Genomic DNA, 12,666 nt, shown 5'->3' with positions numbered 1-12,666 from the left:
AAATGTGCATTTGAATTTATAAGTCCAAATGCACATTTAACCACCCTGCGTCAAATTTGACACCATATTTACTATAAAATTGAATAGCTGGTTCATTCCAATCCAGTACCTGCCACATCATACCAGTACATTGAGTTCGTTTAGCTTCTAAAACAGTTTCATCTAAAAGCATTTTACCTAAGCCCAAAGAGCGAAACTCTTCCTTAATGTATAAATCTTCAAGGTATAACCTTTTGCCTTTCCAAGTTGAAAAACGAAAATACCACAAAGCAAATCCCGCTAATTTACCTTCAAAAAATATCAGGTTCGATGCAAAAATGGGATTCTCTTGAAAACCATTTTGAATAAAATCGTCGAAACTTGAACTAACTTCATTTGGGGCCTTTTCAAATAAGGCCAATTCCTTTACTAAGTCATATATGGCTGGAACATCGTCTATCCTCGCCTTTCTAATTTCTATTTGCTCCATGATTCGTAACTTCTCTTAATCGATATAGAACTTCTCGCATATCTTCTGGAAAATCTTGCTCAAAATATATTCTTTCGTTGGCTTTAGGATGATCGAAACCCAAAGAAAAAGCATGTAAAGCTTGCCTAGGACAAAGCTTCATTAAATTAGCCGCAAAGGTTTTAAAATTTGCAATAGAACTCATATAGCGAATTTTATCACCACCATAAGCAGCATCAGATAATAATGGATGCCCAATGGAAGCAGCATGGGCTCTAATTTGGTGTGTACGACCAGTTTCTAAATTAAATTGAACTAAAGAACAAAAACCAAAAGACTCCATTACTTCATAGTGCGTAATGGCCAACTTTCCATGTTCCGCTTCTTCAGGAAACATCATCATTACTTTCCTATCACGAGGACTACGATCTATTTTTCCGCGAAGAGTGGCTTTACTTTCTTTGGGTACACCCCAACAAATTGCATAATAAGTTCGATCAATCGTATGATCAAAAAACTGTCTAGCTAAGTGGTTTAAAGAAAACTCTGATTTAGCGACAACTAAAATACCCGAAGTATCTTTATCAATCCGATGCACTAAACCCGGACGAATATCTCCTTTGCCCGGCAAATGTTGACAATGATACAGTAATGCATTAACCAAAGTTCCTTCCCAATTTCCATGAGCAGGATGCACCACCATACCAGAAGGTTTATTTACTAAAATAAGCTCTTCATCTTCGTAGATGATATCCAAAGGGATATTTTCTGCTACTATATCTTTATCTCTAGGTGGATGGGAAAAAGATACAACAATCTCGTCGAAAGGCTTAACCTTATAATTCGACTTAATATTAAGGCCATTTACTTTGACTGAACCAGCCTCAATTCCAGATTGAATTTTAGAACGAGTAGCATTGGAAATTTTTAGAAGTAGGTATTTATCTATTCTAAGTAATTGTTGACCTTTGTCCACCGTGAAATTGAAATGTTCAAACAAATCATCTTCACTCTCAATGGGATCTATTTCATTATCTATGGACATATCTGCTTTTGAAAAAAACTATTTACATATACCATCACCGATCATTGAATTGTTCGATCCTCTTTGGAATGAACAAAACATAAGGATATTTTTCAAGCGAGATGATTTGATTCACCCCACCGTTTCTGGCAATAAGTGGCGCAAATTAAAGGAATATATCCGTATCGCCCAAGATAATCCTAAAAAGGGAATTATAAGTTTCGGTGGAGCTTATTCCAATCATTTATATGCCTTAGCCTATGTGGGTCAAATGTTACCAATATCTTGTATAGGATTAATAAGAGGAGAAGAATTAGATTCAGAAAGTAATCCCTATTTGAGTCAAATGAAAGCCATGGGAATGGAATTACGCTTTATTGACCGTGAAAATTACCGCAGAAAAAATATTCCAGATCAATTTGACTTAAATGATTATTGGATAATTCCTGAAGGAGGATATTCTAGCCAAGGAATAGATGGAATGAAAGCTTTGGTAGACGAAATTCAACAATTTCTAGCGCCAGATTTTCTTATTAGCGCTGTAGGAACAGGAACTACTATACTTGGTTTAGCCAAATATTCGAACGTCAACACCCTTGGTGTACTTTGCTTGAATAATGAAAAGGAAATTGAAGAACATCAACATGAACTTCGATTGGATCTACCCAAACTTCACTTAACAAAAGATTATATATTTGGTAAGTATGCTTCTAGACCCACGGAACTCATTGAATTCTGCGAAACATTTGAAAATCAGCATAACATCCCCATTGAACCTACCTATACAGGTAAAATGATGTATGGAGTATATGATTTACTCAAAAAAAAGTACTTCCCGGAAGGAAGTACTTTGGTATGTATACACACGGGTGGTATTAAATAGTTTATCCTACTGATCCTTCAAGCGATATAGCCAATAATTTTTGCGCTTCTACTGCAAACTCCATGGGTAATTGATTTAATACCTCCTTGGCATAACCATTGACAATTAAAGCAATGGCAGTTTCTGTCGATAATCCCCTTTGGTTGCAATAAAAGATTTGATCTTCTCCAATTTTAGATGTCGTAGCTTCATGTTCTACAGAAGCCGTATTGTTTTTAACCTCTAAATAAGGGAATGTATGTGCCCCGCAGCGATCACCTAAAAGTAATGAATCACATTGTGAATAATTTTTAGCGGAATCAGCTCGCTTGGCTACTTGAACTAAGCCACGATATGAATTTTGAGAAACTCCGGCTGAAATACCTTTTGAAACAATTCGTGATTTAGAGTGCTTCCCTAAATGAATCATTTTGGTACCTGTATCAGCTTGTTGGTGATTATTAGTTACTGCTACTGAGTAAAATTCTCCAATAGAATAATCTCCCTTTAAAATAACTGATGGGTATTTCCAAGTTACAGCAGAACCTGTTTCTACTTGAGTCCATGATAATTTGGAATGGGCACCATCGCAAATACCACGTTTTGTTACAAAGTTATATATACCTCCTTTTCCTTCTTTGTCCCCTGGGTACCAGTTTTGAACGGTAGAATATTTCACCTCGGCTCCGGCATGTACAAATATTTCAACAACAGCCGCATGCAATTGATTTTCATCACGCATCGGTGCCGTACATCCTTCAAGATAACTAACATACGAATCTTCATCTGCCACAATCAAGGTACGCTCAAATTGACCAGTACCTGATGCATTAATACGGAAATAGGTAGAAAGCTCCATTGGGCAACGAACACCCTTGGGAATATAACAGAAAGATCCATCGGAAAATACAGCCGCATTTAGTGCCGCAAAGTAATTGTCTTTGACAGGAACTACACTTCCTAAATATTTCTTGATAAGATCTGGATGTTCTCTTACAGCTTCTGAAATAGAACAGAAAATAATACCTTTTTCAGCTAAGGTTTCTTTAAATGTAGTGGCCACCGATACGGAATCAATCACTGCATCTACGGCAACATTGGATAAACGTTTTTGCTCATCTAATGATATCCCTAATTTTTCGAAAGTTCTACGAAGTTCTGGATCAATCTCATCCAAAGAATTCAATTGCTTTTTAGGCTTAGGTGCTGAGTAATATTTAAGCGCCTGATAATCCGTAGGCTTATAAGACACATTTGCCCATGTTGGCTCCTGCAATGTTTTCCAATAACGAAATGCCGCTAATCGCCATTCAAACATCCATTCAGGTTCATTCTTTTTATCAGAAATAAAACGAATGGTGCTTTCATCTAAACCGATAGGAGCCTCATCAGTATCAAAATGAGATTCAAATCCGTATTTATAATCGGAACTAGTTACTTCCTGTAAAATATCATCTACCTTTTCTGCCATGACCTTTGTTTCTATAGAGTTACAAAATTACAAAGCAAAATTTAGTTTTGTAAGCATTTAATTAGAACTAATCTAAATAACCTAAAATAATGGTGTATTTCTAATTAAACTCTCTTCTAAAGAGATGAAAGTCTCGGTGCGTTGAATACCAGTTACCCGTTGAATTTTATCATGCAGTACTTCTCTCAAATGCTGGGTATCTCGACAAATAATTTTGGCAAAAATGGAATAAATACCAGTTGTATAGTGAATATTGACCACTTCAGGTATTTTTTCTAATTGCTTTGCCACATCCTCGTAAAGCGAACTTTTATCTAAGTAGATGCCTAAAAATGCTGTGATGTCCCAACCAATTTTTGAATAATCAATTAATAGCTGAGCACCTTTAACGATCCCTAAAGCTTCCATTTTTTTCATTCTAACGTGTACAGTCCCACCAGAAACATCCAATCGTTGTCCTATTTCTGTGTATGGGAGGTTAGAATCACTCACTAAAATTTCTAAAATTTTATAGTCTAATGGGTCTAGGTCAAATTTTTTATCCATAATATTTTCAACAAATTGATATTATTTTTAAAAATTACTCAAAAAAATTATAATTTCTTTAAATTATTTTGAAAAATTAAAAATGATTTCTAATTTTGTCATATAATAGTTACAAAGGTAAATATTATTTCACTGTAGGGTGATGAAATTGGCAGACGTGCCCTCCTGTCTCGGGGGTGGTGAGTTCGGGATAAACGTAGCGTAATGGGTTGACCACTAAATCAGTTCTGCGATATGGCTAACCGCACCTTGGAGGTTCGAATCCTTCTCCTACAGCATTTTTATTATTTGGTTTTTAGTTTGTTGATGAAGTGTAATGTTAAAAGCAATTCTATTTTAGGATTGCTTTTTTATTTGATAATTAGTCTATAAATTCGGTAGATAAATCACCATAAACACCTATCATTATGTCATTAAGATTAGGAGATATCGCGCCAGATTTCAGCGCTGAAACAACACTTGGACCTATTAATTTTCACGAATGGATTGGAAATTCATGGGTATTATTTTTTAGTCACCCAGCTGACTTTACGCCTGTTTGTACTACTGAGTTAGGAAAAACCGCATTACTTAATGGAGAATTTAGCAAAAGAGGAGTAAAAGCGATTGCTATTTCAGTCGATAGTTTGGATTCTCACAACAAGTGGGTTCCAGATATTGAAGAAGTAAATCATGTTGAGATGAACTTCCCTATTATTGCGGATCCAGAGAAAAAAGTGGCATTATTGTATGATATGATTCACCCCAATGCCTCAGAAAAAGCTACAGTTCGCTCTGTGTTTATTATTGGGCCTGATAAAAAAATCAAATTGACGTTAACCTATCCAGCATCTACTGGTAGAAATTTCACAGAAATTTTGCGCGTTATTGATTCTTTACAATTAACAGCTAATTATCAAGTAGCTACACCAGCTGATTGGGTGAATGGAGAAGATGTTATTATCACTCCTGCTGTTTCAAATGAGGAAGCTCTCACTAAATTCCCAAAAGGATTTACAGCAGTTAAACCATATTTGAGAAAAACACCACAACCAAATCTATAAGATTTTGTAAATTTGGTTATTCCAACCAAAAAATTGAAGAAAAAGAGAATCCAACTTATTGTTAGCCTCGTTGCAGTGTTTAGCTTTTGCTGGATTCTTTTTTCTTATATAAGTTCACTATCGAATGATGAAGGACATCAATTTTCCTATAGTGATGCTATTCAAATAGAAGTTCCTCAAAAGCACCCTATTCACGGTATTGATGTATCACATCATAATGGAATTGTACCTTGGAACCATCTCACGGAATTAGAGATTTTCGATACGGTATCTTTGAAATTTGTTTTTATTAAAGCAACAGAAGGTCGAAGTTTACAAGATCCCAATTTCCATGTTAATTGGCGAAAGGCCAAACAAAAAGGATTAACTGCCGGAGCATATCATTTTTACATACCTACCAGAGATCCCATTGAGCAAGCTAAAAACTTTTGTAAGATGGTCCAACTTCAAGAAGGTGATCTCCCTCCTGTTTGTGATATTGAAGTTACCAATAGCGTGAGTCACAAAAAAATCAGAAAAGATATCAAAGCATTTTTGAATTATTTAACCGATTACTATCATACCAAACCAATCTTATATACCAATACACGGATGTACTCTGATTTATTTAATAATGAGGAGTTTACTGATTTCCCTTTGTGGTTAGCTAGCTATGAAACCAATACCATTGTAGATGCGGATAATCTGCGTTTTTGGCAATACAGTAAGCATGGCAAGCTTGAAGGGAATTCCAAATCTTGGGATTATAATGTATTTTTGGGAGATCATTCCGAATTTGCTTCCCTGCTAATCAAATAAATACCATGCTATCCACGATTAATTTTACCCAAACCACTGCCTACCAAAAGTTATTATCAGACAAAAAGCGTTTAGAATCTAGTTCTATTTCAGCTTTATTTCATACTGATAGTGAAAGACAAAAGAAATACAGTTTGTTCTTTCAAAATATTTTGATCGATTATTCTAAAAATATCCTTGATGCTGAAACTTTCGAACATTTAATTGAATTAGCGAAAGAGTGCCAATTGGAATCGGCCATTCAAGCTCAATTAAATGGTGAAGCAATTAACCAAACGGAAGGAAGAGCCGTTTTGCATACTGCTTTAAGAAAACCCAAAGGACAATCACAGCTACTAAATGGTGTAGATATCAATGCAGATATTCATCAGGTGAGAGCTCATATGAAAGAATTTACTGAGCAAGTGGTTTCAGGAACTTGGAAAGGATTTACTAATAAGAGTATCACTGATGTTGTCAACATCGGTATTGGAGGTTCTGACTTAGGCCCTGTCATGGTGACAGAAGCTTTAAAACCTTACAAAACACATTTAAATGTACACTTTGTAAGTAATGTGGACGGTACACATATTGCTGAAACACTGAAAAAAGTAAACCCAGAAACTACTTTATTTTTAATTGCTTCTAAAACATTCACTACACAAGAAACCATGGCCAATGCTTTTACGGCTAGGGATTGGTTCTTGAAAACAGCAAAGGATGAAGCAGCAGTTTCAAAACATTTTGTTGCCTTATCAACAAATAAAACTCAAGTTGAAAAATTCGGTATTGATTCTGCCAATATGTTCGCATTCTGGGATTGGGTTGGTGGAAGATATTCCCTTTGGTCTGCCATTGGTTTGTCTATTTGTTTATCTATAGGTTACGACAACTTTGAATCTCTTTTATCAGGAGCACATGAAATGGATTTGCATCTTGCCAATACTCCACTAGAAGCTAATGCACCCGTTATTTTGGCCCTTCTGGGAATATGGTATGTGAATTTTTGGAATGCTCCTACGCAAGCCATTTTACCGTACGACCAATACATGCATCGTTTTGCTGCCTATTTCCAACAAGGAGATATGGAATCCAATGGTAAAACAGTTGATCGAACTGGAAAGCGCGTCAATTATGCTACTGGTCCTGTGATTTGGGGTGAACCTGGTACCAACGGTCAACATGCCTTTTACCAATTGATCCATCAAGGTACCCAAATGATTCCTGCCGATTTTATAGCTCCTGCTAAAACGCATAATCCAATTGGTAATCACCATACACTTTTGATGTCCAACTTCTTTGCACAAACGGAAGCGTTGATGAATGGAAAATCATTAGAAATCGTTAAGTCCGAATTAGTTAAAGCTGGTCTAAATGAGTCAGAAATAGAAAAACTTGCTCCATTTAAGGTTTTTGAAGGAAATAAGCCTACTAACTCCATCTTGGCGAAAGAAATTAATCCTGCCACTTTAGGAGCTTTAATTGCCATGTATGAGCACAAAATTTTTGTACAAGGAGTAATCTGGAATATTTTCAGTTACGACCAATGGGGTGTGGAATTAGGAAAACAATTAGCTAATTCGATTTTGCCTGAATTGGAAAATGAAGATAAAGTCCAAAGTCATGATAGTTCTACCAATGGATTGATCAACCAATTTAAAGATTGGAGATAATCACAGACGTAATCCAATGAAAAAGGCTAGTCTTTCAACTAGCCTTTTTTTATTTTATTTTTTCGATTAAGTCTTGCAGACTGAGCAATTCCTGCTCACCGCTTTCCATATTTTTTAGATTCATTTTATTTTGAGCCATTTCTTGTTCGCCTAGTACAGCTACATAAGGAATCTGCTTTTTGTCGGCAAACTCAAAAGGCTTCTTGATTTTTGCCACTTCTGGATAAATTTCTGAGGGAATTCCCTGTTTACGTAATTCATTCACGTATTGAAAAGCCTGTGTTTGTCCAGCCTCATCAAAATAGGCAAACAATATTTTAGATCCACTAAAAGGTATTAATGGAAAAAGATTTAAAGCATCCATGACATCAATCATGCGTTCAATGCCAAAGGACAAACCTACGCCCGACATATTGGGTAAGCCAAAATCAGTTGTCAAGTTATCATATCTTCCACCTCCAGCAATTGACCCAAAAGGAATATCAACAGCTTTACCTTCAAATATTAAACCCGTGTAATAACTTAAACCGCGTGCCAGACGATAATCAAAGATGATATTGGTATTTACAAATCCATTTTGTTGAATGAATCGTAATACGTCTTCAATTTCCTTTAAACCTGCCAAACCTTGGGTATTACCGTTAAAGAAAGTCGTTAATTTATCGATCTTAGCTAAGTTATTTCCTTCAAATACAATCAAATCAGCTAAAACAGCGCATTGCTCAACAGTAAATCCTTTTTCTACTAATTCTTTAGCAACTGCATCCCAACCAATTTTATCCAATTTATCGATTGCTACAGCAAAATCGACAAAATGCTTATTCATCCCAAGAACATCCACAACACCAGCTAATACCTTCCTAGAATTTATAACTAGGTTTGCTTTGAGGTTTAAGGAATTAAAAATGGCTTGGAATAAAGTAATTAATTCGGCTTCATTCAGTAAGGAATTAGAACCAATAATATCTGCATCACATTGATAAAATTCACGATAACGACCTTTCTGGGGTCTATCTGCTCTCCAAACGGGTTGAATTTGATACCTCCTAAACGGAAATGCCAAATCATTACGATTCATAGAAACAAAGCGGGCAAATGGTACGGTTAAGTCGTACCGTAAGCCTTTTTCACTGACTTTATACGTAAATTTCTTACTACCCTCTTGAAAATCCTGTTCTGATAATTTGGAAAGATAATCTCCTGAATTTAAAATTTTAAACAATAATTGATCTCCTTCATCACCATATTTGCCTGTCAATGTAGATAAATTCTCAATGGCTGGAGTTTCTATGGCTTGGAAACCAAATTGTTCAAAATGCTTTCTAATGATATTGAAAACATAATTTCTTTTGGCCATTTCTTTGGGACCAAAATCTCTTGTACCTCTTGCGTTACTGGGCTTTTGCATAATTTCAAAAAACAAATTTAATTAATCGGGGCTTATTATTTGATTAATAAACGATATTTCGTATTTTTGCACACCAAATTTATCAAGACATGGCCGTAACTAGACTAAAACGTAAAGACAGAAGAAATCACGCAGTAGCGAATAATAAAGTATCTGCTATCAAAATTTTAAAGCAGAGACCTATTATCAAATTGGTAGATGTAGAAGAAATCAAAGCAAGTTTCGCTAAATAAGCATTATTTCAGTAAAGAGAAACCGGTATATACCGGTTTTTTTTTATCCAAAAATTGCTGTAATTTGATTTTCTAAATCCATTATACATGAAAAAAATTACTTTCATTTGCACCACTATTTTAGCAGTAGGTGTATTTAGCTTACAAGCACAAGACCACAGATTCATTGAAGAGAATCCAACCAAACCTGACAAAACTGAATTTTGGGATCCAGAAATCCGCGTAGTTAGTCCTGGTAAAACACCTTCAGACGCCATTGTATTATTTGATGGTAAAAATTTAGATAACTGGGAAACTGTCAAAGATGGTAGTCCAGCAAAATGGAAAGTAGAAGATGGAGCCATGACCGTTGTAAAAGGGGCTGGACATATTTCTACCAAACAAAAATTTACCAATTACCAATTGCATATTGAATGGCGCTCTCCTATTGAACCTGAGACTTTGAAAAGTCAAGGTAAAGGGAATAGTGGTATTTTTATGCAAGGAATGTATGAAGTACAAGTATTAAACTCATACCAAAATAGAAGCTACCGTAATGGACAAGCAGGAAGTATTTACAAACAATCTGCACCATTAGTTAATGCTACTTCACCAATGGGAGAATGGAATACGTATGATATCATTTATACTGCTCCGAAATTCACCATCAATGGTGGAATTGATACTCCAGCCTATGTGACAGTTATTCACAATGGAATTGTGGTACAGAATCATACGAAAATTCAAGGAACTACGGAATACATTGGGCAACCTAAAAACCCAGTTCATGGTCCTGGTCCTATTAGTTTGCAAGATCATGGTAATCCAGTTAGTTTCCGTAACATCTGGATTCGTGAAATGTAATTATTAATTCATTATTTTAGGGAAGGGTTTTCTAAGAAAATTCCTTCCCTTTTTTTATCCTATGAAATACCTTATAAGTTGGATTTTACGCCATATTCCTAGAAAATACATTCAATTGGTGGCCCACCAATTGCTAAAAGCATATAGTATATTCTTAAAAGGAAATAAAGTCCACTGCCCTATTTGCCAAGAGAATTTTTCCAAATTTTTACCTTATGGCAGATTGCATCCTAGAGAAAACGCCTTGTGTCCATCTTGTTTAAGTTTAGAAAGACATCGATTGATGTATCTTTTTTTACAGAAGGAAACTAGCTTTTTCCAAAGTCAACCTAAATTATTACACATAGCTCCAGAATATTGTTTTATTGACAGATTTGAGAAATTATTAGGCGACAATTACATTACAGCGGATATCGAATCACCATTAGCTAAAGTAAAAATGGACTTACATGATATACCATTTGAAGACAATACCTTTGATGTGGTGTTTTGCAATCACGTGTTAGAACACGTTCGCGATGATGTTCGTTGCATGCAGGAAATTCGACGAGTTTTGAAGCCTGATGGATTCGCCTTATGCCAGAGCCCACAGCGATTGGACTTAGCTACCACCTACGAAGATGCGAGTATTACCGATCCTAAGGAAAGAGAAATTCATTTTTTACAAGATGACCATTTACGTATTTATGGTCGTGATTATGGTACTCAATTAGAAAATTCAGGATTTCAAGTAAATCCTATCAACATGATTGAAAAAATCGGACTAGATGAAAGTAAAAAAATGGCTTTACCTCTAGGCGAAATTATATATCTATGCCACAAATAATACCATGAGATACGAAAAACTTCCAGCTCAGCTGTACATCAACAACCGTCAAAAATTAATACAACAATTAGCACCCAAATCCATTGTATTAATTTGTTCCAATGATATCATGCCAACCAATGCTGATGGCAGTATGGGTTTTAAGCAAAATTCTGATTTATTGTATTTATCAGGCTTGGATCAAGAAGAAACAATCCTGCTTTTGTATCCTGATGCGCCAGAAGATCATTTAAAAGAAATAGCTTTTGTCAGAGAAACTTCCGAATTAATATCTATTTGGGAAGGACATAAATTCACCAAAGAAGAGGCTCAGGGTATATCTGGAATTAAAAACATCCAATGGACACAGCAATTTGAGTCCATTTTACAAACATTGATTTACACCGCTGAAAATATCTATTTGGTAGATAATGAGCATATAAGAAATAGTTCAACGGTGGAAACACAAAATGCACGTTTTACTAAATCTTTGCAAGCTAAATATCCTACTCATAGCTATAAGCGTCTTGCTCCAATTACGAATACTATTCGAATGAAAAAGGAGATGGATGAAATTAAGGCGATGCAAAAGGCCATTGATATTACTGAATCCGCTTTTAGACGAGTATTGAAATTTACTCAACCTGGAGTAACAGAATACGAAATTGAAGCAGAATTTATCCATGAGTTTATTCGATTAAAAGGAGATGGTTTTGCCTATACTCCTATTATTGCATCAGGTGCTAATGCTTGTGTATTACACTATATTGAGAATAAAGAGGTTTGTCAGGACGGTGATGTGATTTTGTTGGATGTAGGTGCAGCTTATGGCAATTATAATGCCGATATGACTCGAACAATACCGGTCAGTGGGAAATTTAGTCCTAGACAAAAACAGGTTTACCTGGCTGTTCATGATGTATTAAATTTTGCAAGTCAATTAATGCGTCCATCCATTTATTGGGTTGATTATCAAAAAGAAGTAGAGCGGTACATGGAAGGTAAATTGATCGACTTAGGTCTATTTTCGCGTGCTGATGTTGAGAAACAAGATAAAAATGCCCCATTATTTAAAAAATATTTCATGCATGGTGTTGCTCATCATTTAGGCTTAGATGTGCATGATGTTTGGGATAAATACAAACCATTTGAAGCGGGTATGGTTTTAACCTGTGAACCAGGTATTTATATTCGAGAAGAAGGATTAGGTATAAGGTTAGAGAACAACTTGTTAATTACTTCAACTGGAACAGATAATTTGATGAAACACATTCCAATTGAATGGGATGAGATCGAATCCATCATGCAATCGAAGATCTAACCAACGAATTGCCATTTTATTCGATTTAATACACTAATAATTAGCTTAGCATGTGGTTTGTCCGCTTTGGCTTACCTATCTTTGTAAGGTGGAAATATACTTTCCTAGTATTGATTTTAAATAGACGGAATGTCATGGTAAATATGAATTCCAATTGCCAAGAATAAGAATTAAATACATCGATTCCATTTCTAGGTAAAACATATATTAAC

Annotated in this window: 13 protein-coding genes; 8 read left to right on the top strand and 5 right to left on the bottom strand. The window is 35.4% G+C overall.

Annotated elements, in window-relative coordinates; genetic code table 11:
* Window positions 1-16 precede the first annotated feature (16 nt).
* Window positions 17-469: a GNAT family N-acetyltransferase gene (locus HME7025_RS06915; protein ID WP_109322934.1), complete on the bottom strand. Its 453-nt coding sequence runs from the start codon at window positions 467-469 to the stop codon at window positions 17-19.
* Window positions 450-1,493, bottom strand: coding sequence for an RluA family pseudouridine synthase (locus HME7025_RS06910; protein WP_109322933.1), 1,044 nt, complete (start codon window positions 1,491-1,493; stop codon window positions 450-452). Before HME7025_RS06910 ends, HME7025_RS06915 begins: the two co-directional genes overlap by 20 nt.
* Between HME7025_RS06910 and HME7025_RS06905 the strand changes: the two genes are divergently transcribed.
* Complete coding sequence (locus tag HME7025_RS06905; RefSeq protein ID WP_161956221.1) at window positions 1,486-2,355, top strand: 1-aminocyclopropane-1-carboxylate deaminase/D-cysteine desulfhydrase; 870 nt, start codon at window positions 1,486-1,488, stop codon at window positions 2,353-2,355. The two genes, HME7025_RS06910 and HME7025_RS06905, sit on opposite strands and share 8 nt — an antisense overlap.
* A gap of 1 nt (window position 2,356) precedes the next feature.
* Here HME7025_RS06905 and sufB read toward each other — a convergent pair whose 3' ends face one another.
* Together sufB and HME7025_RS06895 are read right to left on the bottom strand one after the other, a co-directional pair.
* Window positions 2,357-3,805, bottom strand: a complete 1,449-nt coding sequence (gene sufB, locus HME7025_RS06900; RefSeq protein ID WP_109322931.1) for a Fe-S cluster assembly protein SufB — start codon at window positions 3,803-3,805, stop codon at window positions 2,357-2,359.
* Between the two features lie 81 nt (window positions 3,806-3,886).
* The gene (locus HME7025_RS06895) at window positions 3,887-4,351 is read right to left on the bottom strand and encodes an Lrp/AsnC ligand binding domain-containing protein (RefSeq protein ID WP_109322930.1); all 465 of its coding nucleotides are present in this window, start codon (window positions 4,349-4,351) and stop codon (window positions 3,887-3,889) included.
* A 407-nt stretch (window positions 4,352-4,758) separates the two neighbouring features.
* On the opposite strand from HME7025_RS06895, the gene HME7025_RS06890 reads away from it, so the two are divergent.
* The 3 genes from HME7025_RS06890 to pgi are packed head-to-tail and all read left to right on the top strand — an operon-like array spanning window position 4,759 to window position 7,844.
* On the top strand, window positions 4,759-5,394 hold the full coding sequence (locus HME7025_RS06890; protein WP_109322929.1) for a peroxiredoxin: 636 nt from the start codon (window positions 4,759-4,761) through the stop codon (window positions 5,392-5,394).
* A gap of 33 nt (window positions 5,395-5,427) precedes the next feature.
* Window positions 5,428-6,192 carry a glycoside hydrolase family 25 protein gene (locus tag HME7025_RS06885; protein ID WP_161956220.1) on the top strand — a complete coding sequence of 255 codons (765 nt, stop codon included), beginning with the start codon at window positions 5,428-5,430 and terminating at the stop codon, window positions 6,190-6,192.
* Window positions 6,193-6,197: 5 nt separating this feature from the next.
* Window positions 6,198-7,844, top strand: a complete 1,647-nt coding sequence (pgi, locus tag HME7025_RS06880) for a glucose-6-phosphate isomerase (protein WP_109322927.1) — start codon at window positions 6,198-6,200, stop codon at window positions 7,842-7,844.
* 49 nt (window positions 7,845-7,893) lie between these two features.
* On the opposite strand, the gene hisS is transcribed toward pgi, so the two are convergent.
* Window positions 7,894-9,252 carry a histidine--tRNA ligase gene (gene hisS / locus HME7025_RS06875; protein WP_109322926.1) on the bottom strand — a complete coding sequence of 453 codons (1,359 nt, stop codon included), beginning with the start codon at window positions 9,250-9,252 and terminating at the stop codon, window positions 7,894-7,896.
* An 89-nt stretch (window positions 9,253-9,341) separates the two neighbouring features.
* Between hisS and HME7025_RS13465 the strand changes: the two genes are divergently transcribed.
* The 4 genes from HME7025_RS13465 (at window position 9,342) to HME7025_RS06860 (ending at window position 12,454) form a co-directional block, all read left to right on the top strand.
* The gene (locus tag HME7025_RS13465; protein WP_193495299.1) at window positions 9,342-9,485 is read left to right on the top strand and encodes a hypothetical protein; all 144 of its coding nucleotides are present in this window, start codon (window positions 9,342-9,344) and stop codon (window positions 9,483-9,485) included.
* 87 nt (window positions 9,486-9,572) lie between these two features.
* Window positions 9,573-10,328: a 3-keto-disaccharide hydrolase gene (locus tag HME7025_RS06870; protein WP_109322925.1), complete on the top strand. Its 756-nt coding sequence runs from the start codon at window positions 9,573-9,575 to the stop codon at window positions 10,326-10,328.
* 61 nt (window positions 10,329-10,389) lie between these two features.
* On the top strand, window positions 10,390-11,154 hold the full coding sequence (locus HME7025_RS06865) for a class I SAM-dependent methyltransferase (protein ID WP_109322924.1): 765 nt from the start codon (window positions 10,390-10,392) through the stop codon (window positions 11,152-11,154).
* A 4-nt stretch (window positions 11,155-11,158) separates the two neighbouring features.
* Complete coding sequence (locus tag HME7025_RS06860; protein WP_109322923.1) at window positions 11,159-12,454, top strand: aminopeptidase P family protein; 1,296 nt, start codon at window positions 11,159-11,161, stop codon at window positions 12,452-12,454.
* The last annotated feature ends 212 nt before the right edge of the window (window positions 12,455-12,666 follow it).

Origin of the sequence: Aquirufa nivalisilvae (assembly GCF_003143535.1) — a bacterium.
Taxonomy (GTDB): Bacteria; Bacteroidota; Bacteroidia; order Cytophagales; family Spirosomataceae; genus Aquirufa; species Aquirufa nivalisilvae.
Note: the sequence above shows the minus strand (reverse complement) of the source record. Positions and strands in the feature narration are given on the sequence as shown.

Bases quoted from the DNA above. Each gene is read 5' to 3' on its own strand.
- HME7025_RS06915 (WP_109322934.1), bottom strand. From the start codon at position 469: ATGGAGCAAATAGAAATTAGAAAGGCGAGGATAGACGATGTTCCAGCC.
- HME7025_RS06905 (WP_161956221.1), top strand. From the start codon at position 1,486: ATGGACATATCTGCTTTTGAAAAAAACTATTTACATATACCATCACCG.
- HME7025_RS06910 (WP_109322933.1), bottom strand. From the start codon at position 1,493: ATGTCCATAGATAATGAAATAGATCCCATTGAGAGTGAAGATGATTTG.
- sufB (WP_109322931.1), bottom strand. From the start codon at position 3,805: ATGGCAGAAAAGGTAGATGATATTTTACAGGAAGTAACTAGTTCCGAT.
- HME7025_RS06895 (WP_109322930.1), bottom strand. From the start codon at position 4,351: ATGGATAAAAAATTTGACCTAGACCCATTAGACTATAAAATTTTAGAA.
- HME7025_RS06890 (WP_109322929.1), top strand. From the start codon at position 4,759: ATGTCATTAAGATTAGGAGATATCGCGCCAGATTTCAGCGCTGAAACA.
- pgi (WP_109322927.1), top strand. From the start codon at position 6,198: ATGCTATCCACGATTAATTTTACCCAAACCACTGCCTACCAAAAGTTA.
- hisS (WP_109322926.1), bottom strand. From the start codon at position 9,252: ATGCAAAAGCCCAGTAACGCAAGAGGTACAAGAGATTTTGGTCCCAAA.
- HME7025_RS13465 (WP_193495299.1), top strand. From the start codon at position 9,342: ATGGCCGTAACTAGACTAAAACGTAAAGACAGAAGAAATCACGCAGTA.
- HME7025_RS06870 (WP_109322925.1), top strand. From the start codon at position 9,573: ATGAAAAAAATTACTTTCATTTGCACCACTATTTTAGCAGTAGGTGTA.
- HME7025_RS06865 (WP_109322924.1), top strand. From the start codon at position 10,390: ATGAAATACCTTATAAGTTGGATTTTACGCCATATTCCTAGAAAATAC.
- HME7025_RS06860 (WP_109322923.1), top strand. From the start codon at position 11,159: ATGAGATACGAAAAACTTCCAGCTCAGCTGTACATCAACAACCGTCAA.